We start from the raw sequence: 26,933 nt of genomic DNA on the forward strand, positions 1-26,933 counted from the left end.
GGTGATGTGAAACAGGCTGAAATCCTGGAGTTCGTAGGGACCCACCTTGGCCTGGGTCGACTGGATGGCGCCGCTGGCGTCGGCGGGCACCAGCTCGGGCGAAATCTCGGTGTCGAGGATGGCCAGCAGGGTGGCGTCGCCCTCCCCGCCCAGCTGACCGGTCTTCACCACCCATCGGATCAGGTGCTGGATCAGCGTTTTCGCCACCCCGCCGTTGACGTTGTAGTGGCTCATGTGGTCGCCGACGCCGTAGGTGCACCAGCCCAGCGCCAGTTCCGACAGGTCCCCCGTTCCCAGCACGAACGCATCGCGCTGGTTGGCCAGGCGGAACAGATAGTCCGTGCGCAGGCCCGCCTGCACATTCTCGAAGGTGATGTCGTAAATGGGCTCGCCATTGGCGAAGGGATGGCCGATCTCCTCCAGCATCAGCCGCGCCGTGGGCCGGATGTCGATCTCCTCGGCGCTGACGCCCAGCGCCCGCATCAGCGCCCACGCATTGGCCTTGGTGCCGTCGCTGGTGGCGAAACCCGGCAGGGTGAAGGCCAGGATGCCCGTCCGCGGCAGCTTCAAGGCGTCAAAGGCCCGCGCCGCGACGATGAGGGCGTGAGTGGAGTCCAGACCGCCGGACACACCGATCACCAGCCGCTGCGATTTGGTCGCCTGAAGCCGCTTCATCAGGCCGTGGACCTGGATGTTGAAGGCCTCGTAGCAGTCCTGGTCGAGTCGGGCCGGATCAGCCGGCACGAAGGGGAAGCGATCCAACGGCCGGAGCAGACCGACATCCTTCCGGTGCGGCTGGTGGTCGAATCCGACCCGGCGGAACCGCTGTTCTGGGTGTCCGGCAGCGGCGGCGGCGTCGTTGAATGTGGGCGTCCGCATGCGTTCCAGCCGCAGACGTTGGACATCAATGTCGGCGATGGCCATCGCAGGGCCCGTCGGAAACCGCTCGGTCTCGGCCAGCCTTCGTCCGAGTTCATGGATCGAAGCCTGGCCGTCCCAGGCCAGATCGGTGGTGCTCTCACCGGGGCCCGCCGCCGAGTAGAGATAGGCCGCCTGGCAACGCATCGACTGCGACGCGCACAGCGTTTCGCGCTCTTCCGCCTTCCCGACCAGCACGTTGGATGCCGACAGGTTGCAGAGGATCAGACCGCCTGCCAGAGCCCCCAGACTCGACGGCGGTGTCGCCGCCCAGAAATCCTCGCAGATCTCCAAGTGGAAGACGAAGTCCGCCAGATCCTCGGCGCCAAACACGAGGTCGGTCCCGAACGGCGCCGTCTGGCCGGCCAGTGCGATCGTCAGACCGGTTACGCCAACACCCGGCGCGAACCAGCGTTTTTCGTAGTATTCTCGATAGTTTGGAAGGAAACTCTTCGGCGTTACACCGAGAATCCGACCCCGAGAAATCGCAACGGCGGCGTTGTAGAGTCGACCGTTGGCCCGGACCGGCGCGCCCACGACCAACACCGGAGCCAGACCGGCGCTGGCCTTAACAAGGCCCTCGATCTCCGTCTCCACGCGGGCCAACAGGGCGTCCTGCAGGAACAGGTCGTCCACCGCATAGGCCGAGAGGCTGAGTTCGGGAAACAGCATCAGGTCGCAGCCGCGAACATGCCCCTCCTGCGCCATGGCCAGGATGGCGGCCGCATTGGCCCCCGGATCGCCAGGCGTCACCGGCGGCGTGCAGACAGCAGCGCGGACAAAGCCGTGCGTGTGAATTGAATGGAACCGATGGCTCACAGCCTGCTCCCGCCCGGAGTAATGCTCACTTTGAGCATATATGGGCGACGGTTGATAGACTCGTAACTCCGCGGCCGAAACCGTGGGTTCGGGTCAATCGTCGCGATGAACGCGCTCGCGCCGCTCGTGGCGCTCCTGCGCCTCCAGGCTCAAGGTGGCGATGGGCCGCGCCTCCAGCCGCGCCAGCCCGATCGGCTCGCCCGTCTCTTCGCAATAGCCGTAAGAATTGTCTTCGATACGGCGCAGGGCCTCGTCGATCTTGGAGATCAGCTTGCGCTGCCGGTCACGGGTCCGAAGCTCCAGCGCCCGATCGGTCTCCGAGGAGGCGCGATCCGCCAGATCGGGATGATTCTCGGTTTCCTTCTGGAGGTGAGAGAGCGTCTCCCGGGACTCCCGAAGGATGTCCTCTTTCCAGGCCAGCAGCTTCTGGCGGAAATACTCCAGCTGCCGCTCATTCATGAATGCCTCGTCCTCTGTAGGACGGTAGTCACCCGGTTCAGCGAGCGCCATGGCCGACTTCATGCAAACCTCACGTCCTTAGGACACGCGGCGGGCTGTATAGCAAAACGGCCTAGGGTTTCAACGACACTCGCGTGACGCGCGTCAGCGGGCCGCACGCGCCATCTCTAGCTTGGCCAATTCGACAGCCGCGCGAGTCTCGATCTCGTCCAGCACGCCCTCGAGCTTGGGGTCATCGGTGGCCGCCCGCTGTTCGCGCACGGCGCGTGAAAGGGCGTCGAGCTGAGCGCCGGACAGCTCGTCACCCAGCAGCGCGACCTTGATGCGGTCAAGCTCGTCCAGCAGACGACCTGCGCGGCGGACAGATCGCCGCCGGCGCTCCGTCGCGGTTTCCACATCCTGCAACGCAATCAGCGCCTGAACGCCGACAACCCCGGCGGGGCCTGACACCGACGTCGCCGGTGTCGCGGAGCCCGCAACGGCAGTTCCGCCGAGACGGAACCCCGAGCCGTCGCCGCCGCGGGCCGCACGGGGCCCGGCAGACGGCGTCAGCCCGCCTGTCCCGGAGACCTTCATGACCGACCCGCTCGCAAAACCAGCTGCATGGCCGGAAGATCGACGCGTCATGCTTGCAGGGGTGTTAACGGGCGGCGCTTTCTGCCGGATCAAACTTGCCGCCCCCGCGACTCCTCTACTGATTTTATTGGAATATTTTGTGGCACGGTTCTCGCGTGGACGCCCGCATGTTCGCACGCGCCGCCAGCCGACCCATCATCACCCTGCTCGCGAAGGTCATCTTCGCCTTCGTGATCGCCATCGTCGCCTTCACCGCGCCGATGGCCTTCGCCAAGTCCCGGATCAAGGACATCGTTGAGTTCGAGGGCATCCGGGAGAACCAACTGGTCGGCTACGGCATCGTGGTGGGCCTGAACGGCACCGGCGATGCGCTGCGCAATGCGCCGTTCACCAAGCAGAGCCTTGAAGCCATGCTGGAGCGGCTGGGCGTCAACGTCCGTGACGCCAACCTCAACACCAAGAACGTGGCGGCGGTGATGGTCACCGCGCGCCTGCCGGCCTTCGCCGCGCCGGGATCTCAGATCGACGCCTCTGTCTCGGCGCTCGGAGACGCCAAGAGCCTGCTCGGAGGCACGCTTTTGGTCACCCCGCTGTTGGGCGCCGACGGCCAGGCCTATGCGGTGGCTCAGGGCACCGTGCAGACGGGCTCGGTCAGCGCCGGCGGCGCATCAGGCTCAGTGGTTCTCAAGGGCGTGCCCACAGCCGGACGTATCGCCGGCGGTGCGACGGTGGAGCGGGAAATCGCCTTCCAGCTCGCCTCAATGAGCCAGATGCGCATGACCCTTCGCAATCCGGACTTCACCACCGCGCGGCGCATCGCCGACGCGGTCAATTCCGCCTACCCAGGCTCAGCCAACGCAGACAACCCCACCATCGTGACGCTCCGCGCGCCGGGGAACGAGAACCTGGTTTCCTTCATGGCCAAAGTCGAGAACCTGTCGGTCGAGCCCGACAACCCGGCCAAGGTGGTGATCGACGAGGTGGCCGGCGTGATCGTCATGGGCGACGCGGTGCGAGTCTCGACCGTCGCCATCCAGCAGGGCAATCTGACGATCACAGTGCGCGAACAGCCCGCCGTCAGCCAGCCCACGCCCTTCTCGCGCGGCGGCCAGACCGCGGTGGTGCCGCAGTCCGACGTCTCGGTTGAGGAAGAGAAAGGCCGTCAGTTTCTGACGGTGAACTCAGGCGCCTCGCTTTCCAACCTGGTGTCGGGCCTCAACGCCCTGGGCGTGACCCCCCGCGACATGATTTCCATCCTGCAGACCATCAAGGCTGCGGGTGCGCTCCAGGCCGAGATCGAGGTGATGTGATGAACAGCCTTTCCGCCGCCACGGTCGATCCTGCTCTGCTCTCCGGTACGCCCCGCGCGACGACCGCTGATCTCGCCCGCAACCGAGCCAAGGACGCCGCCCAGAAGTTCGAGGCCCAGGTGCTCTCGGTGATGCTGCAGCAGATGTTCTCCGGCCTCTCCACCGACGGACCGTTCGGCGGCGGCGAGGGAGAGCAGATGTTCCGTTCTGTGATGACCGAAGCCATGGGCAAGGAAATGGCCAAGACCGGCGGCATCGGCATCGCCGACACGGTCCAGCGCGAGATCCTGAAGCTGCAGGGGCTCAGCTGATGGCCATCGCCGCCGCCGACGCCGCCGACCGCGTCGACCAACTGATCATACTGACAGAGCGCCTGACCGACCTGATCGCCGCCCAGGCCCAGGCCTTCGAACAGCACCGACCTCAGGATGCAGCGGCCGGAATGGACGAGATCAGCCGCCTGGCCAATCTCTATCGACACGAGAGCGCCCGCGTGAAAGCGGACCCGACCCTGATCGCAGGCGTGACGCCCGCGGCCCGGGCCGCCCTCGTCCGCGCGACTGAAGCCTTTGACGCCGTACTCGCGCGTCAGGGCCGCGCCGTGGAAGCCGCCCGAACCGTAACCGAGGGCCTGGTCAAGTGCATCGCCGATGAAGTTGCGGCCCAACGCACCCAGGGTTCCACTTACAGCGCGTCGGGCGCCCAGACCGCCCCAGGCGCCGCCACAGCGATCACGCTGAACAAGCGGGCGTAGTTCATTCAAACACTTGTTCGTCGCCCGTCTTTCCGCCTATCCTGCCCAAGCCGTCGGACGTTCCGGCGGCCTACGTTCTCAGGGCGGGGTGAAACTCCCCACCGGCGGTAATGCCCTTTAAGGCCTATGGTCTGAATGGGACGAGCCCGCGGGCGCTTCACTTCGGTGAAGGACGAGCAGAGCCGGTGTGATCCCGGGGCCGACGGTTAGAGTCCGGTTATGAGAACGGTCGAGTTGCACATCGGCGCATCATCGCGCCTGCGTGCGGCGCGGCCTGCCCCTGAGTCGTGGTCCTTTGAACCCGGTCAGGGAGAAGACCATGACCCAATCTGCGACGAACAAGCTCGAAACCCTCGAGTTCCCCACCGCCAATGGCGCCTTCCGCGCCGGCCGCATCGCCTTTGTCCACGCGCTCTGGCACGCCGACATCGTGCGCGAAGCCCTGGCAGGGTTCACCGAGGAGATGGGGGCTTTGGGAATCCCCGCCTCCGCGATCGAAGTCTACGAAACCCCGGGATCCTTCGAAATCCCGCTGCACGCCCAGACACTGGCCCGCACCGGCAAGTACGCCGCCATCGTGGCCGCCGGCTTCGTGGTCGACGGCGGAATCTATCGGCACGACTTCGTCGCCCAGACCGTCATCCAGGCGCTGATGCAGGTGCAACTGGCCACCGAGACGCCGGTGTTCTCCGTGGTGCTGACGCCGCACCACTTCCATGAGCACGACGTCCACCAGCGCTTCTTCCACGAGCACTTCCGCCAGAAGGGCGCCGAGGCCGCACGCGCCTGCAAGGGCACCATGGACAGCCTCGCGCGCCTGGCGGGGGCATGACCCTTGGAGGCCCTTCTCGATCCGCCCGGGGGATTCGTCCGACACGACCGGCGAAGTCCCCTCACCGATCCTTGGGAGCCAATCTGGCGGCGTGACACTGACGCGGCGGTCATACTGGCCGTCCGCGCCGGCGCGGCCCATACCAACAGCCGGGGCTTCGTCCACGGCGGCCTGATCACGGCGCTGGCCGACAACGCCATGGGACTCACATGCGCTCATCGGTTGGGAGACGGCGGCCGCCTGGTCACCGTCAACCTGACCGTCGACTTCCTGGGGTCCGCGCACGTGGGGCAGTGGCTGGCGGTGGAGACCGAGTTCGTCCGCTTGGGAGGTTCGCTGGCCTTTACCCAGGCCTTCGTGACCGCCGACGGCGAGCCTTGCGCGCGCGCCAACGCAGTGTTCAAGGTGATGCGAAAGGCGGCGGCATGACCTGCTACATCGTTGGCCACATCGCGATCCACGACCGCGAGCGCTATGCCCAGTACGAAGCCGGCTTCATGCCGATTCTCCAGCAGCATGGCGGCCAGATCGTCGCCGTCAGCGACGCGCCCGCCGTGCTGGAGGGCGTCGCAGACGGCCGCCGGCTGGTGATCCTGTCCTTCGAGGATCAGAAGGCGGCGATATCCTGGATGAGGTCGCCGGATTACCAGGAGATCGCGCGCCATCGGCACGCGGCCTCGGAAGCGTGGATCCTTATGGCGGAGGGGTTCGGACAGGCATGACGGTGAGCGCCAGCCTAACGCCCCCGCGAAGGCGACCCTCCTGACACTACGCTGTCAGCTATCCCGCCGTTACGGTTGAGCCAAGTTTGTGTTCATCTTGCGTTCCCGTGTTATCACTGAGTCCCGTCACCTAATCTGACGGCCCCGAAGTCCCGAAGGCAGCATGGCCGAACAACTCAACGTCATTCGTGTCCGCGGCGCGCGCGAGCACAATCTGAAGGACGTCAACGTCGATATCCCGCGCGGGGAGTTGGTGGTGATCACCGGGCTTTCCGGTTCGGGCAAGAGTTCGCTGGCGTTCGACACCATCTACGCCGAGGGCCAGCGGCGCTATGTGGAGAGCCTCTCGGCCTATGCGCGCCAGTTCCTGGAGCTGATGAGCAAACCGGACGTCGACCTGATCGAGGGTCTATCGCCCGCCATCTCCATTGAACAGAAGACCACCAGCCGCAATCCGCGCTCCACCGTCGGCACCGTCACCGAGATCCACGACTATATGCGCCTGCTGTGGGCGCGCGTCGGCGTGCCCTACTCGCCGGCCACCGGCCTGCCGATTGAGAGCCAGACCGTCAGCCAGATGGTCGACAAACTCTCGGCCCTTCCAGAGGGCACGCGCCTCTACCTGTTGGCGCCGGTGGTGCGGGGCCGGAAGGGTGAATACCGCAAAGAGTTCGCCGAATGGCAAAAGGCGGGATTCCAGCGGGTGAAGGTCAACGGCGAGTTCTTCCCCATCGAAGACGCGCCGACGCTGGACAAGAAATTCAAGCACGACATCGACATCGTCGTGGATCGGCTCGTCACCAAGCCCGGCCTTGAGAGCCGCTACGCCGACAGCCTGGAGACGGCGCTGAGGCTGGCCGACGGCATCGCAGTGGCCGAGTGGGCCGACCGGGCCGAGGGCGAGACTGAGCCGCGCCGGCTGATTTTTTCCGAGAAGTTCGCCTGCCCGGTCTCCGGCTTCACGATCAGCGAGGTCGAGCCGCGGCTGTTCTCGTTCAACAACCCATACGGCGCATGTCCGGCCTGTGACGGCCTGGGCGCAAAGCTGGCCTTCGATCCCGACATGATCGTGCCGGACAAGGACAAGAGCCTGCACAAAGGGGCGGTGGCGCCCTGGGCCAAGGGTCCCTCTCCGCTCTACACACAGACTCTGCAGGCGCTCTCGCGCCACTACGATTTCTCGATGGATGTTCCGTGGTGGAAGCTGCCGGAGCCCGCCAAGAATGTGGTGCTCTACGGCTCCGGCGCGGAGAAAGTCCGCTTCGTCTACGACGACAACGCACGCAAGTATGAGGTCAACAAAACCTTCGAGGGCGTGCTGCCCAACCTCGAACGCCGTTGGCGCGAGACCGACAGCTCGTGGGTGCGCGAAGAGCTGGGCCGCTTCCAGTCCGAGACGCCGTGCCTCTCCTGCGAGGGCTATCGCCTCAAGCCCGAGGCGCTCGCCGTCAAGATCGCCGGCCGCCACATCGGCGAGGTGTCGCGCCTTTCGATCCGTCACGCTCAGGAGTGGTTCGAGGGCCTCGACAGCCAGCTCACCGAAAAGCAGATGGAGATCGCCCGGCGGATCCTGAAGGAGATCAACGACCGGCTGCGGTTCCTGGTCAATGTGGGCCTGGACTACCTCAACATGTCGCGCTCCTCCGGCACGCTAAGCGGCGGGGAAAGTCAGCGCATCCGCCTGGCCAGCCAGATCGGCTCAGGCCTCACCGGCGTGCTTTATGTGCTCGACGAGCCCTCCATCGGCCTGCACCAGCGCGACAACACACGCCTGCTCACCTCGCTCAAGGGCCTGCGCGACCTCGGTAACTCCGTGCTGGTGGTTGAGCATGACGAGGAGGCGATCCTTACCGCCGACCACGTCATCGATATGGGCCCCGCCGCGGGCGTTCACGGCGGGCGGGTGATCGCTGAGGGCAAGCCCGCCGAGGTTATGGCCAATCCCGACAGCATCACCGGCCAATACCTCTCCGGCGCCCGCGAGATCGCCGTGCCTCTGGACCGCCGCCCCATCGGCAAGAAGCGCCTGCGCGTGGTCGGCGCCACCGGCAACAACCTGAAGTCCGTCACCGCCGAGATTCCGATCGGCACCTTCACCTGCATCACCGGCGTGTCCGGCGGCGGCAAGTCGACCTTTACAATCGAGACGCTCTACAAGGCCGCCGCGCGACGCCTGCACAACGCCTCCGACGCGCCCGCTCCGCATGAGCGGATCGAGGGGCTGGAGCACTTCGACAAGGTCATCGACATCGACCAGTCGCCCATCGGCCGCACGCCGCGATCCAATCCGGCAACCTATACCGGCGCCTTCCAGCCCATCCGCGACTGGTTCGCCGGACTTCCGGAGGCCAAGGCCCGAGGCTACGGCCCGGGCCGGTTCTCGTTCAACGTCAAGGGCGGGCGCTGCGAGGCCTGCCAGGGCGACGGCCTGATCAAGATCGAGATGCACTTCCTGCCCGACGTCTACGTCACCTGCGACGTTTGCCACGGGCGTCGCTACAACCGCGAGACGCTGGAGATCCTGTTCAAGGGCAAGTCCATCGCCGACACCCTCGACATGACCGTTGAGGAGGCCGCCGACTTCTTCAAGGCGGTGCCGCCGATCCGCGAGAAGATGGAGACGCTGAAGCGCGTCGGCCTGGGCTATGTGAAGGTCGGCCAACAGGCCACGACCCTCTCCGGCGGCGAGGCCCAGCGGGTGAAGCTGTCGAAGGAACTGTCCCGCCGCGCCACCGGCAAGACTCTATACATCCTCGACGAGCCGACCACCGGCCTCCACTTCGAAGATGTGAAGAAGCTGCTGGAAGTGCTTCATGAGCTTGCTGATCAGGGCAACACCGTCGTGGTCATCGAGCACAACCTCGATGTGGTGAAGACGGCGGACTGGCTGGTCGACTTTGGTCCGGAAGGCGGCGACGGCGGCGGCGAGATCGTCGCCCAGGGCACTCCAGAGGACGTGGCCAAGTCCTCCCGCAGCTGGACCGGCCGCTACCTCAAGGACCTCCTGGAGCGGCACGAGGCGCGGCGCCAGACCCGGGTGCGGAGATTGGTTGACGCCTAGCTTTCCAGGCTGGTTCAGGGGCGACGACCCTGCCAATCTGTCCGCGCCCCTCGGATGAGGTCGGAGGGGCGGCTCTGGGGGGAGCAATCATGAAACGGACATTCGTCACGCTTTTGGCCTGCGTCGCCTTTGGCGGTTCCAGCCAGGCGGCGGAGAGGCCCGCAGCCATTCCCAAGGACCAGCGGCCGGGATTCGACCAGATTCGAGAGGCCGACATCCGCGCCGACATCGGTTTTCTGGCGTCCGGCGCCCTCATGGGGCGAATGTCGCTCGAGACCGGCGACGACGCCGCTATCCAGTGGATCGCCGGCGAGTTCGCGAAGGCCGGCCTGACGCCGATCAACGAAGCCCCCGGCGCCGCAGGGTACCTTCAAGCCGTTCCGCTGATCGAGTATCGCGGCAATTCGGCGGCCAGCAGCCTGGTTCTCAGCGTTGGCGACGCCAGCCAGCGCTTCACGGCGCCCGACCTCGCCGGCTCCTATCGGGACGATGTGGACATCACTGCGCCCGTGGCCTTCGCGGGCTATGGGATCAGCGCGCCGGGTGTCGGCTATGACGACTACAAGGGCCTCGACGTGCGCGGGAAGGTCGTGGTGGTGTTCGAGCACGAACCCCAGGAAACCGACCCGGCCTCGCCTTTCAACGGCACCGGCAACACCCGCCACGCGACCAATCGGGTCAAGGCGCTCAACGCCCAACGGCGCGGCGCGGTGGCGATGATCGTGATCGCCGAGCCGAACCGGAAGCACCCTTCCAATATCGAACGCGTGAACCGGATCGGCGGCAGCGTGACCCGCAGTCCGTCGCTCCCCGCTCAGGCGCTGGTTGAGGACGAGTTGCGAATTCCGATCGTCACGGTGTCGGACAAGCTTGCCGGAGCGCTGCTGGCGAACAGCGGGGCCACCCCGCAGGCCCTGCAGACGGCGATCGACAAGGACCTCACGCCACAGTCACGGGCGCTTTCAGGCGCGACGGTCCGCCTCCACCTGGAGAATGTCAGCCGCCGGCGCGGCATGAGCTACAACGTCGCGGGCATCCTTCCGGGATCAGACCCGACCTTGGCCGCTGAAACCGTGATCATCAGCGGCCACCACGATCACGACGGGTTCGCCAACGGCGGCGCCGCCATCTGGCATGGGGCGGACGACAACGCCTCGGGCACCGTCGGGGTCATCGAACTGGCGCGGGCCTTCATGGCCAATCCGACCCGACCAAAGCGGTCAATTCTGTTTGTCGCCTTTGCGGCGGAGGAGCGCGGCCTGCTGGGCGCATACCACATGGCCGCCAAGCCGGTGCGCCCGCTGGCGACCACACGGGCCATGCTCAACTTCGACATGATCGGTCGCAATGAGGCGCCCAGCGACCAAACCACCGGTTTGATTGAGATCCCGGCCGACACCACCAACCGCCTCAACCTGATCGGCGGAACCTACAGCCCCGACCTGCGTCGGGTGATCGTGGAGGCCAACCGGGCCATAGGGCTCGACCTGGATGACCGATTCGACCGCGAGTACGCGCTGAACGTATTCTTCCGCAGCGACCAGTTTCCATTCGTGCTGAACGATATTCCTGCGTTCTGGGTCTTCACCGGTTTCCACCCGGACTATCACCAGACCACCGACACCGCGGACCGGATCAACTACGCCAAGATGACGCGCATCCTTCAGCTGTCCTACCTGTCGGTCTGGCGGCTGGCGAACGACAGCAAGCCGCCGGCGTTCGTCAAGGATCCTGGCGCGGGACGGTAGCTTTCACCACCACTTCGCGGGCCTGGCCCGGAAGTCTGCAGCCCTCTCGATCGCGGCGCCGAGCGAGAACAGCGTGCCTTCGTCGAGGGATCGGCCGATGAGCTGCAGCCCGAGCGGCAGGCCCTGGGCGTCGAGCCCGGCCGGCACGCTCATGCCCGGCAGGCCGGCCAGGTTTACGGTCACCGTGAAGATGTCGTTGAGGTACATCGCCACCGGATCATCCGACCGTTCACCCAGAGCGAAGGCCGCCGAGGGCGCCGTGGGAGTCAGCAACGCATCGACCCGCTCAAACGCCCGGTCGAAGTCGTCGGTGATGCGCCGACGCACCTTCAGCGCCTTCAGGTAGTAGGCGTCGTAGTAGCCGGCCGAGAGCACATAGGCCCCGATCAGGATGCGCCGCTTCACCTCTGACCCGAAGCCCTCGGCGCGGCTCTTCTCATAGGTCTCGGTCAGGTTGGCGCCCTCGACACGGAGGCCGTATCGCATGCCGTCATAGCGGGCGAGGTTCGACGAGGCTTCGGCCGGCGCGATGATGTAGTAAGTCGGCAAGGCGTATTTGGTGTGCGGCAGGCTGACGTCGACGATCTCGCAGCCAGCGTCCTTGAGCCAGGCGATCCCCTGCTCCCAGAGCGCGTCGATCTCGGCGGGCATGCCGTCGACGCGGTATTCGCGCGGGACGCCGATCCGCAGGCCCTTCACCGACTTGCCGCAGAAGCTCGCGAAATCGGGAACCTCGACCGGCAGGCTGGTCGAGTCCTTCGGGTCGTGCCCGGACATCGAGCGCAGCAGAATGGCGGTATCCTCGACTGTGCGCGCCATCGGGCCCGCCTGATCGAGCGACGAGGCGAAGGCCACGACGCCCCAGCGGGAACAGCGCCCGTAGGTCGGCTTGATCCCGACCGTGCCGGTAAACGCCGCCGGCTGGCGTATCGAACCGCCCGTATCGGTCGCCGTGGCCCCAAGGCAGAGTTGCGCCGCCACGGCCGCAGCCGAGCCGCCCGAACTTCCGCCCGGCGTCAGGTCGGCGTTGCCGCCCTTGGACCGCCAGGGATTGACCACCGGCCCCCAGGCCGAGGTCTCGTTGGACGAGCCCATGGCGAATTCGTCCATGTTGAGCTTGCCCAGCATCACCGCCCCATCCCGCCACAGATTGGCGGTGACGGTGCTCTCATAGCCGGGCTTGAAACCCTGCAGGATCTTCGATCCTGCGGTCGACTCCACACCCTCTGTGCAGAACAGATCCTTGATGCCGAGCGGCGCGCCTTCCAGCGGCCCGGCCTCGCCTTTCGCGCGGCGCGCATCGGCCGCGCGGGCCATTTCCAGCGCTTTGTCGGGCGTCTCCAGCACGAAGGCGTTCAGCGGCCGCGCCGCCTCAACCGCAGCGATGTGCTCGCGGGTGATCTCCTCCGAAGAGAATGCGCCCGTGGCCAGCCCCTCCAGGGCCCCCTTCAGCGTCAGGCCGGTCAGGTCACCCATCTATTCCACCACCTTCGGCACCACGAAAAAGCCCTTGGCCGACTTTGGCGCATTGGCCAGCACCCGATCCGGATCACCGCCGTCGGTGACCACGTCATCGCGCATGGGCAGGGTCACCGCCTCGGTCGAGGCCATCGGCTCCACACCGTCGGTGTCGACCTCGTTCAGCTGCTCGATCCAGGCCAGGATCGCCGAGAGCTCCTTGGCCAGCGGCTCCAGCCGCTCTTCCGGTTCGGCGATACGCGCCAGTCTGGCGACCTTGCGAACAGTCGCCGCGTCGATGGCCATGGCCATCCTCCTTGTGATCCGGCGCGTGGGTTAGCCGTGCGGACCCCCGCAAGGCAAGCTATAGCGACGCAATGTCGGTGATCGCGCTTACAGACCTGCCCGCAGCGCTACCGCCCGGCGCGCCGCTTGCCGGCCTTGATCTGGGCGAAAAGACCATCGGCGTCGCAGTCTCCGACACGACGCGCATGATCGCGAGTCCGCTGGAAACGATCCGCAAGGTCAAGTTCACCGACGATGCGGCGGCCCTCTTCCGACTTATGGAGAGCCGCGCGGCCGGCGGCCTCGTCATCGGCCTCCCCGTCAACATGGACGGCAGCGAGGGGCCCCGCGCGCAATCGGTCCGCGCCTTCGCCCGTAATCTGCTGCGTCTGCGCGACCTGCCCATCGCCTTCTGGGATGAGCGGATGAGCACCATGGCGGTCAACCGCATGCTGATCGACGAAGCCGACGCCACCCGCGCCCGCCGGGCCCAGGTGGTTGATCGCGCGGCCGCCGCCTGGATTCTGCAGGGCGCGCTGGACCGGATGCGCAACCCTTAGGATTGAGATCGCGCCACCCTATCTTGACGGCGCCGTCATTCTTGCGCCTGTTCGCACGCCACACGATCGGAGACACCCCATGGATATGCAGGCCCTCCTCGAACGTCAGAAAGCGGCCGACCTGCGGGACGGCGAGGCCAGTGCGGCGCTGCGGATCGAACGAATCGACCGCTGCATCCGTCTGCTGCGGGAGAACCGCCGGGCCATCGAGGATGCGCTGAACACCGACTTCGGGTCCCGTTCGCGCGAGGCCACGGCCGTCACCGATATCGCCGGCTCCATCGGCCCGCTGCAACACGCCCGCGACAATCTGACGAAGTGGATGCGGCCGGAGAAGCGCAAGCCGACGCCGGCTATCCTCGGCCTGTTCGGCGCCAAGGCCGAGGTGCGCTACCAGCCCAAGGGTGTGGTCGGCGTCATCAGCCCCTGGAATTTCCCGGTGAACCTGACCTTCGCGCCACTGGCCGGGATCCTGGCCGCGGGCAACCGCGCGATGATCAAGCCGTCCGAATACACGCCGGTCACGTCCGAACTGATGAAGACCATGTTCGCCGGCGCCTTTTCCGAGGAAGAGATCGCGGTGATCACCGGCGGCCCTGAGATCGGCGAGCAATTCTCGCGCCTGGCCTTCGATCACCTGATCTTCACCGGGGCCACCTCGGTGGCCCGCCACGTCATGCGCGCCGCGGCGGAGAATCTCGTGCCGGTCACGCTGGAACTCGGCGGAAAGAGCCCGGTGATCCTCGGCAAGTCGGCCGACCTGACCACGGCCGCGGCCCGCGTCATGAACGGCAAGACGCTCAACGCCGGCCAGATCTGCCTCGCCCCCGACTATGTGCTGGCGCCGCAGGACCAGGTCGAAGGGTTTGTCGCCGCCGCCCGCGCATCGGTTACGACCATGTTCCCGACGATCAAGGACAATCCCGACTACACATCGGTTGTCGCCCAGCGCCACTTTGACCGCATCACGGGCTACATTGAGGATGCGCGCGCCAAGGGCGCCCGTGTGGTTGAGCTCAAGCCCGAGGGTGAGGACCTCTCGCAACAGGAACACCGCAAGATCGCGCCGACCCTGATTCTCGAGCCCACCGACGACATGAAGGTGATGCAGGAGGAGATTTTCGGGCCTGTGCTCCCGGTGAAGGGCTATCGCACGCTGGACGAGGCCATCGCCTATGTGAACGGCCACGACCGCCCGCTCGGACTCTACTACTTCGGAGATGACGCCGCTGAGCAGGAGCGCGTTCTCAAACAGACCACCGCCGGCGGCGTGACCGTCAACGATGTGATCATGCACGTGGCGCAGGAAGAACTGCCGTTCGGCGGCGTCGGTCCCTCCGGCATGGGCAGCTATCACGGCGCCGACGGCTTCCGCGAATTCAGCCACCGGAAAGCCGTCTTCAGTCAGATGAAGAAAGACATCGGCCCGCTGAAGATGCTGCGCCCGCCCTACGGCCCAGGAATCCGCAAGTTCCTGGATGGTCAGATCAAGGCCTGACCCCTCAACCCGAGAACAGCAGCTGGTCGAGGCAGATCGCCTCAGGCCCGGGTAATGTGTCGATGGCGGCCAGCTCTGAGTTTACGGCTGGCCGCATCCCGCCGCTTCGCGGGGGAGCTCAGGTCGAGCTCAGGTCCCGTTGCGGACGCCTTCGCGCGCCTGGGCCAGCAGTTCGGCCATCTTCATGCGCACGTCGGCTTCCGAGGTGTTGACCCCGGCGCCCTTGAGGTCTTCGAACACCTTGCGCAACACGTCGTCATCACCCGGAAGCTCGAAATCGGACTTCACGACCGCCGTGGCGTACTCGTCGACCTGAGCGGCCTCCAGCCCCATCAGCCCCGCGGCCCAACGGCCCAGCGCGCGGTTGCGACGGGCGGTGGCCTTGAATTCCTGCTCCTGGTCCAGGGCGAACTTCTTCTCAAAACCCCGTTCGCGTTCTTCAAAGGTGGTCATCGTGTCCTGGCGTCTCAGCGTCTCGTCATGGAGCGGCGATCACATATCGTGCGCCGGATGGCCCCGCAATGGAAAGCGGCCTCACATCTGCGCGGCGTTTGCGCCAGGGGTCGCCATTCGCTAAATTCAGCCGCTGAGAACCAGGCGAGACGCCGAGTCGGACGCGCGCGCGATCACAGACGCTTCGCGCGCGTTTTTCATTCCGACGGCCCTGCTCCGCCGCTGGAGAATTCGCGACATGACGCGCCGCAAGAAGATCTACGAAGGCAAGGCCAAGATCCTCTACGAGGGGCCTGAACCGGGCACGCTGATCCAGTACTTCAAGGACGACACCACCGCCTTCGACGCCACCAAGAAGGCCATCCTGGAGGGCAAGGGCGTCATCAACAACCGGATCAGCGAGTACATCATGACCAAGCTGAGCGCGATCGGCGTTCAGAACCACTTCATCAAGCGGCTGAACCTGCGGGAACAGCTCATCAAGGAGGTGGAGATCATCCCGCTTGAGGTCGTGTGCCGCAACGTCGCCGCCGGCTCGCTTTCGACGCGGTACGGACTGCCTGAGGGCCAGGCCCTGCCCCGCTCGATCATCGAGTTCTACCTCAAGGACGACAAACTCCACGACCCGATGGTTTCTGAGGAGCACATCACCGCCTTCAACTGGGCCGCGACCCAGGAGATCGACGACATGATGGCCATCACGCTGCGGGTGAACGACTTCCTGTCAGGCCTGTTCCTTGGCGTCGGAATCACGCTCGTGGACTTCAAGATTGAGTTCGGCCGCATCTACGAGAATGACTTCTCGCGCATCATCCTGGCTGATGAGATCAGCCCCGACAGCTGCCGGCTTTGGGACAGCCAGACCAACGAGAAGCTCGACAAGGATCGCTTCCGGCGCGACCTCGGCAACGTCATCGAAAGCTACACCGAGGTCGCCCGCCGCCTCGGCATCATGAAAGAGATGCCCACCGTCATCCAGGGAGGCCTGCACTAGTGCGCGCGAAGGTCCACGTATTCCTCAAGCCCGGCGTGCTTGATGTGCAAGGCAAGGCGGTCGAGCAGGCGCTGCACGGCCTGGGCTGGGGCGGCGTCGAGCATGTCCGCGTCGGGCGCACGATCGAGTTCGATCTCGCCGCATCGGACGCCGCCGCCGCAGAGGCCGAGGTCAAGGCCATGTGCGACAAGCTGCTCGCCAACACTGTGATCGAAAGCTACCGCGTGGAATTGGCGTGATCCGAGGCGCCGCCCTCTTCCTGGGGCTGCTTACGACGGCCTGCGCGCCCGCGGCTGATGATACCCAAATCACTTACCTCGCGCCCGACTGCGCCAGACCCTTCACGGAGCAGGTCGCTGCGCTCACCGCCCAGCCCCGGCTACAGTTGGCCGGGATCGTCGGGTCCGAGCCCTACGCCTACTGGTCGAGCATTGACGGTCGCGTATCCTACCTGATCACCCGCGAGGACTCGCCCGCCCATCCCGCGATCATAATGCAGACCGCGAGTGGCGGGGTGAAGACCACGGGCTGCGCCTGGGGCGACCGCAAGGGCTACGACGAACTCCACGCCTATCTCGAAGGCCTCAAGACCTGGACCCGCAAATGACCGGATTTCACCTGGCGCAGATCAATGTCGGTCGCCTCAAAGCGCCGGTGGATCACCCCGCCACATCAGAATTCAAAAACAATCTTGGCCGCATAAACGCTTTAGCCGACTGCATGCCGGGTTTCGTCTGGCGGCTGGTCGGTGAAGGGGGCGACGCCACCGATATACAGCCCGATGCAGACGATCCGTTGCTCGCCATCAACATGTCCGTCTGGTCCGACGTGGATGCTCTGGCCAGCTTCGTTTACCGTAGCGCCCACCGCGACATCATGCGCCGCCGCCGCGAGTGGTTCGAGCATATCGAAGTCTATCAGTGCCTATGGTGGATTCCGACAGGCCATCGGCCGAGTGTCGAGGAGGGGCTCGCTCGGTTGAACCTGTTCGAACAGCTTGGCGCCACGGCCGAAGCGTTCAGCTTCAAGAACCCCTACCCCGCACCTGATGGTCGACCAGCTTTTCCGGTGCTGGACGAATGCGCCTGATCTCTCGCGAGGCGGCGCAAACGATGCTAGGCGCGCGCCCATGAAAGCCGCCGTCATCGTCTTCCCGGGTTCAAACTGCGACCGCGACTGCAAAGTCGCCATCGAGCGCTCGACCGGCGCTGTCGTCGACATGGTCTGGCACGGAGAAACCGCCCTGCCCGACGGACTGGACCTGATCGTTCTGCCGGGCGGCTTCTCCTATGGCGACTATCTCCGTTGCGGCGCCATGGCGGCGCTCTCACCGGTGATGACCGAGGTGAAGGCGGCTGCGAGCCGCGGCGTGGCCACCGTCGGCATCTGCAATGGCTTCCAGATCCTCTGCGAGGCGGGTCTGCTGCCCGGCGCCCTGCTGCGCAACGCTCGGCTCAAGTATGTCTGCAAGGCGGTCGACCTCGCCGTGGTCAACAGCCAGACGCGCTTCACGGCCGCCTATGCCGGCCGCCGCGAAGTGACCATGACCGTCGGCAACGGCGAGGGAAACTACTTCGCCGACGAAGCCACGCTGGATCGGCTGGAGGGCGAGGGCCAAGTTGTCTTCCGCTATCTCGACAACCCCAACGGCTCGGCCCGAGCCATCGCCGGCATCGTCAACGGGGCGGGCAATGTGTTGGGCATGATGCCTCACCCCGACCGCGCCTTTGAAGCCGAGCTGGGCTCGGCTGACGGCGCCCTTCTCTTCCAGAGCGCGCTCGCCAGCGCCTGACACTTACCCGGGGACAGCGTTGACCGCGACGCCGCACCCCGGTGCAATGGCCGCCATGACCACCGCCTCCCCGCCCGTCCGCGACGTCGTCCCCGCCCACCGCTTCGACGAGACCCGCCTCGCCGCCTGGATGGCGTCGAATGTCGCGGGCTATCGCGCGCCGCTCAAGGTTCAGCAGTTCCAGGGCGGCGCCTCGAATCCCACATTCCTGCTCACCGACGGCGCAGGGTGGCGCTACGTTCTCCGCAAGAAGCCGCCGGGCCAGTTACTCGCAAGCGCCCACCAGGTGGATCGCGAGTATCGGGTGATGAAAGCGCTGGGCGGTCTCGTGCCTGTGCCGGTCATGCGCGCGCTCTGTGAAGATCCCGAGGTGATCGGCACCGCCTTCTACGTGATGGACTATCTGGAAGGCCGCATCTTCCGCGACGCCACGCTTCCGGACTGCACGCCCGCCGAACGCACCGCCATCTACGACGACCTCAACGCCACATTGGCCAAGCTGCATCAGGTCGACTTCGCCGCCGTCGGCCTCGCCGACTACGGCCGGCCCGGCAACTATTTCGAGCGCCAGGTCGCCCGCTGGACCCGCCAGTACCGCGACGCCGAGAGCCAGAGCATCCCGGCCATGGACGCCCTGATCGCCGAATTGCCGGCCCGCATACCCAGCGATCAATCGGTGTCGATCGCCCATGGCGACTATCGGCTGGAAAACGTGATGTATCACCCCACCGAACCTCGCATCATCGCGGTTCTGGACTGGGAGCTTTCCACCATCGGCCATCCGCTGGCCGACATCGCCTATAACGGGTTCATCTGGCGGAGCCACTCGCCCGGCTGGGGCAGTTTGGACGGGGTGGATTTCGCGACCAGCGGCATCCCCAATGAAGCTGACTACGTCGCCGCGTACTGCCGCCGAACGAACCGTGCGGGCATCGACGACTGGGCCTTCCTGATGGCCTTCTCCATCTTCCGCCTCGCTTCCATCAGCCAGGGCGTCTATCGCCGCGTGCTGGCCGGCAATGCCGCAACCGAGGGCCGCGAGGCCGTCAACGGCACACCGGCTCTGGCTGAGCAGGCGCTGGAAATCCTTCGCGCCGGGTGATCACCGGAGCCCCCTCACATCGGACGGAACGCCCATGAATCTCGGACTGGACGGCAAGGTCATCTTCATCGCCGGCGGCAGCCGGGGCATCGGCCTCGGCATCGTCGAGGCCTGCCTGGCCGAAGGCGCGCGCCTGGCCATCGCCGCCCGAGGCGCCGAGGCGCTGGAGGCCACACGGGCCCGTCTTGCTGACGCCTATGGGGCAACCAGCGTCCTGGCGATCCCCGGCGACATGCGCGAAACCGCCGCCATCGAGGACGCCGTCGCCCGCACCGAAGCCGAGCTCGGCCCGATCTTCGGCGCCGTCGCCAATGTGGGTCTCCATCCCTGCCCGCCCGGCATCGACATCGACGACGACACCTGGGACGCGGGATTCTCCCAGAATCTAGACTCCGCCTGGCGGCTGGCGCGTGCGGCGCTGAAGCGGATGACGCCGCGGGGCGAAGGTTCGGTCCTGACCATTTCGTCCATCGCCGGCCTGGGCGCGCTGGGAACACCCCTCACCTACGGCACAGCCAAGGCGGCCATGAACCATCTGACCAAGGAACTCGCCCAGCTCTCCGGCCGCTTGGGCGTGCGCGTCAACGCCATCGCGCCGGGCAACATCATCTTCCCCGGCGGCGACTGGGAAGCCCGCTCCACCGGCCCACGGGCCGAGGCCTGGGCGCGCTGGATCAAGCGCGAGGTGCCCCTGAACCGTTATGGCCGCCCCGAAGAGATCGGAGCCGTCGCCGCCTTCCTGCTGAGCCCGCTCGCCAGCTTCGTCACGGGCGCGGTGGTTCCGGTGGACGGGGGGCAGACGAAGTAGGCGGCGCGAAACGAAAAAGGGGCGCCGCACCCGCGACGCCCCTTCCGTAAGTTCCGTGTGTTCCGAGGTTGATCCTAGGACGCGTAGAATTCGACCACGAGGTTCGGTTCCATCTTCACCGGATAGGGCACTTCCGCCAGTTCCGGCGCGCGGACGAAGGTGGCGCTCATGCTCTTGGCGTCGACGGTGATGTAGTCGGGCGTGTCGCGCTCCGACGACTGCAGCGCTTCCAGCACCAGGGCCATGTGACGCGAACGCTCGCGCACCGAGACCACGTCGCCCGGCTTCACCCGGTAGGAGGCGATGTTCACCCGCTTGCCGTTGACCAGCACGTGGCCGTGATTGACGAACTGACGGGCCGCGAACGGGGTCGGCACGAACTTGGAGCGATAGACCACCGCATCCAGCCGGCTCTCCAGCAGCGCGATCAGGTTCTCCGAGGTGTTGCCCTTGCGGCGATCCGCCTCTTCATAGATCCGCACGAACTGCTTTTCCGTGATGTTGCCGTAGTAGCCCTTCAGCTTCTGCTTGGCGCGGAGCTGGAGCCCGAAGTCCGAGACCTTGGACTTCCGGCGCTGGCCGTGCTGACCGGGGCCGTAGGCGCGGGAGTTGATGGGAGACTTGGGCCGACCCCAGACGTTTTCGCCCATACGGCGGTCGAGTTTGTACTTGGCGCTATGGCGCTTGGACATGGTTCCACTCTCTTCGATCCGGGCCGGCGCTCCTTCAAGGTGAGGAACGCGATCTCAACGGCGGCGTCGCATCAATCCGTCATGGCTCCCGCACCCCACGGGCGAGCCCGGCGGTTCAGGAAGGCGGCGTCTATGACGGTGGGGCCTCCCCCTGTCAAGTTTGGCGGGCGTCCGGGTTCGCCGACTCGAGCAAGCGCGATTAAGCTCACTCCATGCAAGAGCTCGGGCGGCTCGCGATCCTCATCCTGCTGTTGGGCCTGGCGTTCACGATCGTCGGCCTGATTGTCGGTCGCCTGCGGGATCCCCGCCGCGCGGTGCGGCGCGCGCTGCGAGCCGCGGTGGATACAGAGCCGCGCCCCGTGCTGGTCGCAGGGCGCGCGGGTGTGGGCCTCGACCTGGCCGGCGGACGCGTCGCAGCGGCCTGGGACGCCGGTGAGTGGCGGCTCGTCTGGCCTCTGGCCGAACTGGACGCCGTGGAGCTGATCGTGGACCGGCAGATTGTGGCGCGTGCGGCGCGCGGCTCCGGCGGCCGGCCTGCGGATCGGCTCGATGAGCCGGACGAGAGCGCCCAACTCCGCTTCGTGTTCGACGACCCTGACCATCCGGAGTTCGTTCTGGAACTCTGGCGGCCGAATGATCCCGCACGCTCGATCGCCCGCGATCCCGAAGCTGCGCTGACGGAGGGCCGGGCCTGGATCAGCCGCATGGAGGCGATCCTCCGCAGGACGCAATCGACCCCGCCGCCCCGGGTCCAGCCTCAGGTCCCGGTCGCCCCGGAGGAAAACGGCGACATTGACCGCGACGACGACTGAGCGTTGGGTTTGCGCTTCGGTATCGGAGACTAACCTCATGACCATGCTCGTGCTGGCGGCCGTCGCCTTCCTCGCCCTGCACCTTGTGGTGTCCGGGTCGCCACTCCGGGGCGTCATCGTCGGCCGGATCGGCGAGGCGGCGTTTCTGGGACTGTTTTCGTTGCTGTCTGCCGGCGGAATTGTGTTGCTCGCCGCGACCTATGGGATGGCGCGATCTTCACCCGAAAACACCGTCTGGTGGGGCGTCACCGACGCCACCCGTCACGCCCAGTTCGTCCTGCAGGTCCTGGCGTTGCTGCTGATCGTGCCGGGCCTGCTCACCGCCAACCCGACCAGTGTCAAGCAGGAAGGCGCGCTCAACCGCGAGGACGTGGTAAAGGGCATGCTGCGGATCACTCGCCACCCGTTCCTCTGGGGCGTGGCCGTGCTGTCGGTCGGCCACCTGATGGTCAATGGCGACGCCGCCTCCCTGGTGTTGTTCGGCACGCTGCTGTTCCTGGCGCTGAGCGGCACGGTCAGCATCGACGCCAAGCGCAAAGCCGCATTGGGCGATGGCTGGACGCCCTTCGCGCAGGCCACCTCCAACGTTCCGTTCGCCGCCATACTGACTGGGCGCCAGCCCCTGCGTCTGGGCGAAATCGGGCTCGTGAAGCTCGGGGCCGCCGTGGCGGTCTATGTCGCCCTGGTGTTCGCCCACCCCTACCTTTTCGGGGTCGCGGTCACGGGCTGATCAGTCCAGGGCGAAATCCACCGCCGCCTGAACGTGGGCCACTGCGGAGTCCACCGTCGGCAGAGGCATGTTCGCTGGATCCAGCAGCAGGCCGATCTCGGTGCAGCCGAAGATGATCCCGTCCGCGCCGGCCGCCTGTCCGCGCGCGATGATCGCCACGACCTCGTCACGCGACTCCGAACGGATCACACCCTGGCAGAGCTCGTCATAGATGATTGCATGCAGGCGTTCCCGATCCCCGGCTTCGGGCACCCTTGGCGAAAGTCCCAGTTCGACCAGCCGGTCCCGATAGAACGCCTTCTCCATGGTGAACCGCGTGGCCAGCAGCAGCGGCCGGGCGACGCCCCTCGCCTTCAGGGTCGCGGCGGTCGCATCGGCGATGTGGATCAATGGGATCTTCACCGCCTCCCCCACCTGCGGGGCATTGATGTGCATGGTGTTGGCGCAGATCAGAATCGCCTCCGCGCCGGCCGCCTCCAGCCGTCGGGCCGCTTCCGCCAGCAGCCCGCCCGTGGCGTCCCAGTCCTCGGCCGCCTGCAGGGTCGCCACCGGCGCGAAGTCCACCGACCACAGGATCAGCGGACAGGAGTGGAGTCCGCCCAGGCGTTCCCGCACGCCGCGGTTCAGCAGCTGATAGTAGACCGTGGTGCTCTCGGCGCTGATCCCGCCGATCAGACCCAGAGTTTTCAATTGGGGGTCCGCATCAGATGTCGGCGAACACGTGGGTCTCGCCCGCCGCTCCCGGATGGGTCGTTGCGCCCAGGTGCACCGGCCCCACCATCTGGGCGAATTTCCAGATCGCGCCCGACTGATAGTTGGTTTTGCGGGGCTTCCAGTCGGCCTTGCGACGCGCCAGTTCGGCGTCATCGACCTCGAGCGTGATGGCGCCGGTCTCCGCGTCGATGGTGATGATGTCGCCATCCTTCACCAGGGCGATGGGCCCGCCCGTCTGGGCTTCCGGCCCCACATGCCCGACGCATAGGCCCCGCGTCGCGCCCGAGAACCGGCCATCGGTGATGAGCGCGATGTTCTCCACGCCCTGGCCATAGAGCGCCGCCGTCGTGGACAGCATTTCCCGCATGCCCGGACCGCCCTTGGCGCCCTCGTAACGGATGACCAGAACGTCGCCTTCCTTGTAGTCTCGCGCCTCGACCGCGTTGAAGCAGGCGTCCTCGCCATCGAATACCCGGGCCGGGCCGCGGTGCTTGATGTGCTTGAGGCCCGCAACCTTCACGATGGCGCCGTCCGGGGCCAGATTCCCCCACAATCCCACGACGCCGCCGGTCGGCGACAGCGGGTTGGTGATCGGCCGGATCACCTCCTGGTCGTCACGCCATTTCACGTCGGCGACGTTCTCGGCGAGGGTCTTGCCGGTCACGGTCATGCAGTCGCCGTGCAGATAGCCGCCCTCCAGGAGGGTTTTGATCAGCATCGGCGCGCCGCCGGCCTCCCCCATGTCCTTGGCCACGAACCGGCCGCCGGGCTTGAGGTCGGCGATGTAGGGCGTGCGCGCGCAGATCTCGGCGAAGTCGCGCAGGGTGAACTCGACGCCGCACTCGTGCGCCATGGCCGGCAGGTGGAGACCAGCGTTGGTCGAGCCACCGGTCGCCGCCACAACGACCGCGGCGTTCTCGAAGGCCTTTCGGGTGCAGATGTCACGCGGCCGGATGTTCTGTTCGATCAGACGCACGACGGCCGCGCCCGAAGCGCGCGCGTAATCATCCCGGTCCAGGTAAGTGGCCGGCAGGGCCGAACTCAATGGCAGAGCCAGGCCGATCGCCTCCGACACCAGCGCCATGGTGTTGGCGGTGAACTGGCCGCCGCAGGCGCCGTCGCCGGGGCAAGCATGCTGTTCCACCTGGCAGAGGCGTTCCTCGGTGATCGTTCCGGCCGAGAATTGCCCCACCGCCTCAAACACATCCTGGACGGTGAGATCCTGACCATCCAGCCGTCCTGGCAGGATAGAGCCGCCATAGAGGAAAACGCTGGGCACGTTCAGGCGCAGCATGGCCATCATCATGCCCGGCAGACTCTTGTCGCAACCGGCGATGCCGACCAGCGCGTCATAGGCGTGGCCGCGTACGCTGAGTTCCACCGAGTCGGCGATCACTTCCCGACTGGCCAGCGAAGAGCGCATGCCCTCATGCCCCATGGCGATGCCGTCGGTGACTGTGATCGTCGAGAATTCACGGGGCGTCGCGCCGGCCGTCTTCACGCCCTCGGCGGCGGCGTGAGCCTGCCGCTCCAGCGCAGTGTTGCAGGGGGCCGACTGGTTGCCGCAATGGGCCACACCCACGAAGGGCAGGTTGATGTCCCGGGTCCCGAGACCCATCGCGTAGTAATATGACCGATGCGGCGCCTTGGCCGGTCCGATCGTGGTGTGTCGGCTGGGCAGGCGGGCCTTGTCCCAGGATCCGTCGGGATTGCGATGCATGACGTCCGGCTCCCAGTTTCTGCGGCGGCGATCTCTCTAAGGGCCCCGGCGGGCGCGTGGAAGCCCTTCTGCGGGCGTCACCGACGCAAGGCCTCGTTAAGAGCGGTAACTTAAGGTCGATCACCTAACGAGACTCGGGTGCTCATTGGGATTGACGCGACCAACGGGCTCAGCGAGTTTGGGGGTAATGCGCAGGCAATAGCGCCAGCAAATTCAGATTCATTGGGGAGCGATTTTCAAATGCAGTCCAAAGCCATCCTGATGGCCACAAGCATGCTGGCCGCCAGCGCGGTCGCATTCTCGGCCCAGGCCCAGACCCAGGCCCAGACGGGCTCCAACACCATCGAAGAGCTGGTGGTTACCGCGGAAAAGCGGGAACAGAGCCTCCAGGACGTTCCGGTCGCGATCTCGGCCTTCACCAACCGCCAGCGCGATCTGGTCGGTATCTCCACGGTGCAGGACCTGACGAACTTCACGCCGGGCTTCGTCTATCAGTCGTCGAACGACCGCGCTTCGATGCGCGGCATCGGCCGTCTGACCAACGTGCACGCCGTGGACGGCGCCGTGTCGATCTACATCGACGGCCTGTTCACCACCTCCACCGTTCTGGCCGGCGGTCCTCCGCTGGATGTGGAGCGGGTCGAAATCCTGCGCGGCCCGCAGGGCACGCTCTACGGCCGCAACGCCATCGGCGGCACCGTCAACGTGATCTCGGTTCGTCCCACGGACGACTTCTACGCGGAAGTCCGCGCGATCGCTGAAAACTACAGCTTCACCAATCTGCAGGCGGCCGTTTCGGGCCCGGTGGCCGACGGGCTCCGGATGCGCTTCTCAGGTTACAAGCTCGACCAGCGCAAGGGCTACTTCAACAACGTCACCGCCGGGCAGCCTTCGGAAGGCTCCAAGCGTGACGAGTATCAGTTCCAGGTTCAGCTCGAAGCCGATCTCGGCGAGAACGCGGATCTCTGGGTGTCGTACAAGAGCCTCGTTTGGCACAACCGCGGCGGCCCCGGCGCGCGTTCCGGCTATCTCGCCGACTCCTTCTCGACCGGTCGCCTCGATCCGAACTACTCGATTGTCTATGCCTCGGCCCACGGTCTGACGCCGGAAACCGGCCTGAACGGGATCGTTCCGGGCAGCCTGCGCCAGTTCAATGGATCGACCACGACCTCGAACCCGGCCGCGCGGGACAACCGTGAATTCGACTCCAATATCCCGCAGCGGGTCCGTCTGCGCGACGTGAACTCGTTCACGGCCAACTTCACCTATTCCTTCCCGACCATCGACGTTAAGTATGTCGGCGGTTATCAGGAGTATAAGTACGACCTGTACGGCGATACGGACGGCACCAGCGTCCAGTCCTATCAGATCCCGCTCGCGCCCGGATCGATCTGCGGAACCCTCGGCGGCCTGTTCGCCGCTGGCGTGTCTCCGGTGAACTGTACGCCGCTGACCGTCAACGCCAACAACGGCTACCATTACTTCGAGTATCCGAAGTGGTACAGCCACGAGATCAACATCTCATCGACCGATGACGGCCCGTTGCAGTGGATCGTTGGGGCCTACTACTTCAACGAAAAATACACCGGCACAGGCAGCACCGCCGACTTCTTCCTGGTCGGCCCGTCTTCGCTGCAGACGCCGATCCTGGGCGCCGCGCCGAACCCGCAGAATTTCTGGTCAACCGGCAACTACGCCCTGACCACGGAAAGCAAGGCGTTGTTCGGTCAGGTCGACTACCAGATGACCGAGACGGTGAAGTTCACCGCCGGCCTGCGCTACACCAAGGACAACAAGTTCGGTCAGGAGTTCCGGCGCATCGTCTGTAACTCGGACGCCTGCTATCCGGGTCTCTACCCGGCCCTCGGTCTGGGCGGCTTCGGTCCGGGCACTGCGGCAAACTGGGGCAGCCTGCTCGGCAACCTGAACGCCGTGGCGCGCCTGGCTCCAGTCCTGGGCATCCCCGCTCTGGCGGGTCTGAACGGTCTCGGCAACGGCGCCATGGACCTCACCGACGCCCTGGCTCCCAAGAGCACCGCCGGTCTGATCGAAGGCGTGACCTCGCCTGCGGTCACCACCAACGGCGTGGTTCGCCAATACGTGATCGATCCGGCCA

The 26,933-nt window shown here is 66.0% G+C and carries 29 protein-coding genes and 1 riboswitch; of the genes, 20 read left to right on the forward strand and 9 right to left on the reverse strand.

What is annotated here, in order from left to right:
* The 3 genes from ACIQ3R_RS03135 to ACIQ3R_RS03145 form a co-directional block, all read right to left on the reverse strand.
* A partial coding sequence (locus tag ACIQ3R_RS03135; RefSeq protein WP_397414993.1) for an NAD(+) synthase occupies positions 1 to 1,737 on the reverse strand: 1,737 nt, incomplete at its 3' end.
* Positions 1,738 to 1,830: 93 nt separating this feature from the next.
* A complete protein-coding gene (gene dksA, locus ACIQ3R_RS03140; RefSeq protein WP_397414996.1) occupies positions 1,831 to 2,259 on the reverse strand; it encodes an RNA polymerase-binding protein DksA in 429 nt (142 codons plus the stop codon).
* 81 nt (positions 2,260 to 2,340) lie between these two features.
* A complete protein-coding gene (locus tag ACIQ3R_RS03145; RefSeq protein ID WP_397414999.1) occupies positions 2,341 to 2,772 on the reverse strand; it encodes a flagellar assembly protein FliX in 432 nt (143 codons plus the stop codon).
* Between the two features lie 260 nt (positions 2,773 to 3,032).
* Between ACIQ3R_RS03145 and ACIQ3R_RS03150 the strand changes: the two genes are divergently transcribed.
* The 8 genes from ACIQ3R_RS03150 to ACIQ3R_RS03185 all read left to right on the forward strand — a co-directional run bounded on the left by ACIQ3R_RS03150 (position 3,033) and on the right by ACIQ3R_RS03185 (position 11,199).
* Positions 3,033 to 4,082: a flagellar basal body P-ring protein FlgI gene (locus ACIQ3R_RS03150; protein WP_397415061.1), complete on the forward strand. Its 1,050-nt coding sequence runs from the start codon at positions 3,033 to 3,035 to the stop codon at positions 4,080 to 4,082.
* Positions 4,082 to 4,393 (forward strand): rod-binding protein, encoded by a 312-nt coding sequence (locus tag ACIQ3R_RS03155; protein WP_397415002.1) that lies wholly within the window; start codon positions 4,082 to 4,084, stop codon positions 4,391 to 4,393. Before ACIQ3R_RS03150 ends, ACIQ3R_RS03155 begins: the two co-directional genes overlap by 1 nt.
* The gene (locus ACIQ3R_RS03160; RefSeq protein ID WP_397415005.1) at positions 4,393 to 4,836 is read left to right on the forward strand and encodes a flagellar basal body protein; all 444 of its coding nucleotides are present in this window, start codon (positions 4,393 to 4,395) and stop codon (positions 4,834 to 4,836) included. The genes ACIQ3R_RS03155 and ACIQ3R_RS03160 overlap by 1 nt, the downstream gene beginning before the upstream one ends.
* A gap of 70 nt (positions 4,837 to 4,906) precedes the next feature.
* A riboswitch (FMN riboswitch) is annotated at positions 4,907 to 5,067 on the forward strand.
* Between the two features lie 88 nt (positions 5,068 to 5,155).
* Entirely contained in the window at positions 5,156 to 5,668 is a 513-nt protein-coding gene (locus ACIQ3R_RS03165; RefSeq protein ID WP_397415008.1) for a 6,7-dimethyl-8-ribityllumazine synthase, read from the forward strand.
* A 3-nt stretch (positions 5,669 to 5,671) separates the two neighbouring features.
* Positions 5,672 to 6,097: a PaaI family thioesterase gene (locus ACIQ3R_RS03170; protein ID WP_397415011.1), complete on the forward strand. Its 426-nt coding sequence runs from the start codon at positions 5,672 to 5,674 to the stop codon at positions 6,095 to 6,097.
* On the forward strand, positions 6,094 to 6,390 hold the full coding sequence (locus ACIQ3R_RS03175) for a DUF1330 domain-containing protein (protein WP_397415014.1): 297 nt from the start codon (positions 6,094 to 6,096) through the stop codon (positions 6,388 to 6,390). Before ACIQ3R_RS03170 ends, ACIQ3R_RS03175 begins: the two co-directional genes overlap by 4 nt.
* 163 nt (positions 6,391 to 6,553) lie before the next feature.
* Positions 6,554 to 9,451, forward strand: coding sequence for an excinuclease ABC subunit UvrA (uvrA, locus tag ACIQ3R_RS03180; RefSeq protein WP_397415017.1), 2,898 nt, complete (start codon positions 6,554 to 6,556; stop codon positions 9,449 to 9,451).
* 89 nt (positions 9,452 to 9,540) lie between these two features.
* Positions 9,541 to 11,199: a M20/M25/M40 family metallo-hydrolase gene (locus ACIQ3R_RS03185; RefSeq protein ID WP_397415020.1), complete on the forward strand. Its 1,659-nt coding sequence runs from the start codon at positions 9,541 to 9,543 to the stop codon at positions 11,197 to 11,199.
* Positions 11,200 to 11,202: 3 nt separating this feature from the next.
* Here ACIQ3R_RS03185 and gatA read toward each other — a convergent pair whose 3' ends face one another.
* A complete protein-coding gene (gatA, locus tag ACIQ3R_RS03190; protein WP_397415023.1) occupies positions 11,203 to 12,675 on the reverse strand; it encodes an Asp-tRNA(Asn)/Glu-tRNA(Gln) amidotransferase subunit GatA in 1,473 nt (490 codons plus the stop codon).
* Complete coding sequence (gene gatC, locus ACIQ3R_RS03195; RefSeq protein ID WP_397415026.1) at positions 12,676 to 12,963, reverse strand: Asp-tRNA(Asn)/Glu-tRNA(Gln) amidotransferase subunit GatC; 288 nt, start codon at positions 12,961 to 12,963, stop codon at positions 12,676 to 12,678.
* Between the two features lie 71 nt (positions 12,964 to 13,034).
* On the opposite strand from gatC, the gene ruvX reads away from it, so the two are divergent.
* Together ruvX and ACIQ3R_RS03205 are read left to right on the forward strand one after the other, a co-directional pair.
* On the forward strand, positions 13,035 to 13,502 hold the full coding sequence (gene ruvX, locus ACIQ3R_RS03200; protein ID WP_397415028.1) for a Holliday junction resolvase RuvX: 468 nt from the start codon (positions 13,035 to 13,037) through the stop codon (positions 13,500 to 13,502).
* 37 nt (positions 13,503 to 13,539) lie between these two features.
* Positions 13,540 to 15,000, forward strand: a complete 1,461-nt coding sequence (locus ACIQ3R_RS03205) for a coniferyl aldehyde dehydrogenase (protein ID WP_397415063.1) — start codon at positions 13,540 to 13,542, stop codon at positions 14,998 to 15,000.
* A gap of 129 nt (positions 15,001 to 15,129) precedes the next feature.
* Here the strand turns inward: ACIQ3R_RS03205 and ACIQ3R_RS03210 are convergent, their stop codons facing one another.
* Positions 15,130 to 15,453 carry a DUF1476 domain-containing protein gene (locus tag ACIQ3R_RS03210; protein ID WP_397415030.1) on the reverse strand — a complete coding sequence of 108 codons (324 nt, stop codon included), beginning with the start codon at positions 15,451 to 15,453 and terminating at the stop codon, positions 15,130 to 15,132.
* Positions 15,454 to 15,691: 238 nt separating this feature from the next.
* Between ACIQ3R_RS03210 and purC the strand changes: the two genes are divergently transcribed.
* From purC to ACIQ3R_RS03245, 7 genes are read left to right on the forward strand one after another with little or no spacing between them, the layout of a single operon-like run.
* Positions 15,692 to 16,447, forward strand: a complete 756-nt coding sequence (gene purC, locus ACIQ3R_RS03215) for a phosphoribosylaminoimidazolesuccinocarboxamide synthase (RefSeq protein WP_397415033.1) — start codon at positions 15,692 to 15,694, stop codon at positions 16,445 to 16,447.
* Positions 16,447 to 16,686, forward strand: a complete 240-nt coding sequence (purS, locus tag ACIQ3R_RS03220; RefSeq protein ID WP_397415035.1) for a phosphoribosylformylglycinamidine synthase subunit PurS — start codon at positions 16,447 to 16,449, stop codon at positions 16,684 to 16,686. Before purC ends, purS begins: the two co-directional genes overlap by 1 nt.
* Positions 16,683 to 17,054 carry a hypothetical protein gene (locus tag ACIQ3R_RS03225; protein ID WP_397415037.1) on the forward strand — a complete coding sequence of 124 codons (372 nt, stop codon included), beginning with the start codon at positions 16,683 to 16,685 and terminating at the stop codon, positions 17,052 to 17,054. The genes purS and ACIQ3R_RS03225 overlap by 4 nt, the downstream gene beginning before the upstream one ends.
* The gene (locus tag ACIQ3R_RS03230) at positions 17,051 to 17,536 is read left to right on the forward strand and encodes a DUF3291 domain-containing protein (RefSeq protein WP_397415040.1); all 486 of its coding nucleotides are present in this window, start codon (positions 17,051 to 17,053) and stop codon (positions 17,534 to 17,536) included. Before ACIQ3R_RS03225 ends, ACIQ3R_RS03230 begins: the two co-directional genes overlap by 4 nt.
* Positions 17,537 to 17,576: 40 nt before the next feature.
* Positions 17,577 to 18,239, forward strand: a complete 663-nt coding sequence (purQ, locus tag ACIQ3R_RS03235; RefSeq protein ID WP_397415042.1) for a phosphoribosylformylglycinamidine synthase subunit PurQ — start codon at positions 17,577 to 17,579, stop codon at positions 18,237 to 18,239.
* Positions 18,240 to 18,294: 55 nt separating this feature from the next.
* Positions 18,295 to 19,341 (forward strand): phosphotransferase, encoded by a 1,047-nt coding sequence (locus tag ACIQ3R_RS03240; RefSeq protein WP_397415044.1) that lies wholly within the window; start codon positions 18,295 to 18,297, stop codon positions 19,339 to 19,341.
* A 34-nt stretch (positions 19,342 to 19,375) separates the two neighbouring features.
* A complete protein-coding gene (locus ACIQ3R_RS03245; protein ID WP_397415047.1) occupies positions 19,376 to 20,149 on the forward strand; it encodes an SDR family NAD(P)-dependent oxidoreductase in 774 nt (257 codons plus the stop codon).
* A 74-nt stretch (positions 20,150 to 20,223) separates the two neighbouring features.
* On the opposite strand, the gene rpsD is transcribed toward ACIQ3R_RS03245, so the two are convergent.
* Positions 20,224 to 20,841 carry a 30S ribosomal protein S4 gene (gene rpsD / locus ACIQ3R_RS03250; protein ID WP_397415049.1) on the reverse strand — a complete coding sequence of 206 codons (618 nt, stop codon included), beginning with the start codon at positions 20,839 to 20,841 and terminating at the stop codon, positions 20,224 to 20,226.
* 212 nt (positions 20,842 to 21,053) lie between these two features.
* On the opposite strand from rpsD, the gene ACIQ3R_RS03255 reads away from it, so the two are divergent.
* A complete protein-coding gene (locus ACIQ3R_RS03255) occupies positions 21,054 to 21,653 on the forward strand; it encodes a hypothetical protein (protein WP_397415051.1) in 600 nt (199 codons plus the stop codon).
* A 37-nt stretch (positions 21,654 to 21,690) separates the two neighbouring features.
* Entirely contained in the window at positions 21,691 to 22,383 is a 693-nt protein-coding gene (locus ACIQ3R_RS03260) for an NnrU family protein (RefSeq protein ID WP_397415053.1), read from the forward strand.
* Here the strand turns inward: ACIQ3R_RS03260 and ACIQ3R_RS03265 are convergent, their stop codons facing one another.
* Positions 22,384 to 23,073 carry an aspartate/glutamate racemase family protein gene (locus ACIQ3R_RS03265; protein ID WP_397415055.1) on the reverse strand — a complete coding sequence of 230 codons (690 nt, stop codon included), beginning with the start codon at positions 23,071 to 23,073 and terminating at the stop codon, positions 22,384 to 22,386.
* A gap of 13 nt (positions 23,074 to 23,086) precedes the next feature.
* A complete protein-coding gene (gene ilvD, locus ACIQ3R_RS03270) occupies positions 23,087 to 24,817 on the reverse strand; it encodes a dihydroxy-acid dehydratase (protein ID WP_397415057.1) in 1,731 nt (576 codons plus the stop codon).
* A 240-nt stretch (positions 24,818 to 25,057) separates the two neighbouring features.
* Between ilvD and ACIQ3R_RS03275 the strand changes: the two genes are divergently transcribed.
* The coding region (locus ACIQ3R_RS03275) for a TonB-dependent receptor (RefSeq protein ID WP_397415059.1) at positions 25,058 to 26,933 on the forward strand (1,876 nt) is incomplete at its 3' end.

The sequence above is a fragment of the Phenylobacterium sp. genome, from assembly GCF_044371015.1.
Classification (GTDB): domain Bacteria; phylum Pseudomonadota; class Alphaproteobacteria; order Caulobacterales; family Caulobacteraceae; genus Phenylobacterium.

Coding starts and splice junctions, on each gene's coding strand:
- dksA (WP_397414996.1), bottom strand. CDS start 2,259: ATGAAGTCGGCCATGGCGCTCGCTGAACCGGGTGACTACCGTCCTACA.
- ACIQ3R_RS03145 (WP_397414999.1), bottom strand. CDS start 2,772: ATGAAGGTCTCCGGGACAGGCGGGCTGACGCCGTCTGCCGGGCCCCGT.
- ACIQ3R_RS03150 (WP_397415061.1), top strand. CDS start 3,033: ATGGCCTTCGCCAAGTCCCGGATCAAGGACATCGTTGAGTTCGAGGGC.
- ACIQ3R_RS03155 (WP_397415002.1), top strand. CDS start 4,082: ATGAACAGCCTTTCCGCCGCCACGGTCGATCCTGCTCTGCTCTCCGGT.
- ACIQ3R_RS03160 (WP_397415005.1), top strand. CDS start 4,393: ATGGCCATCGCCGCCGCCGACGCCGCCGACCGCGTCGACCAACTGATC.
- ACIQ3R_RS03165 (WP_397415008.1), top strand. CDS start 5,156: ATGACCCAATCTGCGACGAACAAGCTCGAAACCCTCGAGTTCCCCACC.
- ACIQ3R_RS03175 (WP_397415014.1), top strand. CDS start 6,094: ATGACCTGCTACATCGTTGGCCACATCGCGATCCACGACCGCGAGCGC.
- uvrA (WP_397415017.1), top strand. CDS start 6,554: ATGGCCGAACAACTCAACGTCATTCGTGTCCGCGGCGCGCGCGAGCAC.
- ACIQ3R_RS03185 (WP_397415020.1), top strand. CDS start 9,541: ATGAAACGGACATTCGTCACGCTTTTGGCCTGCGTCGCCTTTGGCGGT.
- gatA (WP_397415023.1), bottom strand. CDS start 12,675: ATGGGTGACCTGACCGGCCTGACGCTGAAGGGGGCCCTGGAGGGGCTG.
- gatC (WP_397415026.1), bottom strand. CDS start 12,963: ATGGCCATCGACGCGGCGACTGTTCGCAAGGTCGCCAGACTGGCGCGT.
- ruvX (WP_397415028.1), top strand. CDS start 13,035: ATGTCGGTGATCGCGCTTACAGACCTGCCCGCAGCGCTACCGCCCGGC.
- ACIQ3R_RS03210 (WP_397415030.1), bottom strand. CDS start 15,453: ATGACCACCTTTGAAGAACGCGAACGGGGTTTTGAGAAGAAGTTCGCC.
- purC (WP_397415033.1), top strand. CDS start 15,692: ATGACGCGCCGCAAGAAGATCTACGAAGGCAAGGCCAAGATCCTCTAC.
- ACIQ3R_RS03230 (WP_397415040.1), top strand. CDS start 17,051: ATGACCGGATTTCACCTGGCGCAGATCAATGTCGGTCGCCTCAAAGCG.
- purQ (WP_397415042.1), top strand. CDS start 17,577: ATGAAAGCCGCCGTCATCGTCTTCCCGGGTTCAAACTGCGACCGCGAC.
- ACIQ3R_RS03240 (WP_397415044.1), top strand. CDS start 18,295: ATGACCACCGCCTCCCCGCCCGTCCGCGACGTCGTCCCCGCCCACCGC.
- ACIQ3R_RS03245 (WP_397415047.1), top strand. CDS start 19,376: ATGAATCTCGGACTGGACGGCAAGGTCATCTTCATCGCCGGCGGCAGC.
- rpsD (WP_397415049.1), bottom strand. CDS start 20,841: ATGTCCAAGCGCCATAGCGCCAAGTACAAACTCGACCGCCGTATGGGC.
- ACIQ3R_RS03255 (WP_397415051.1), top strand. CDS start 21,054: ATGCAAGAGCTCGGGCGGCTCGCGATCCTCATCCTGCTGTTGGGCCTG.
- ACIQ3R_RS03260 (WP_397415053.1), top strand. CDS start 21,691: ATGACCATGCTCGTGCTGGCGGCCGTCGCCTTCCTCGCCCTGCACCTT.
- ilvD (WP_397415057.1), bottom strand. CDS start 24,817: ATGCATCGCAATCCCGACGGATCCTGGGACAAGGCCCGCCTGCCCAGC.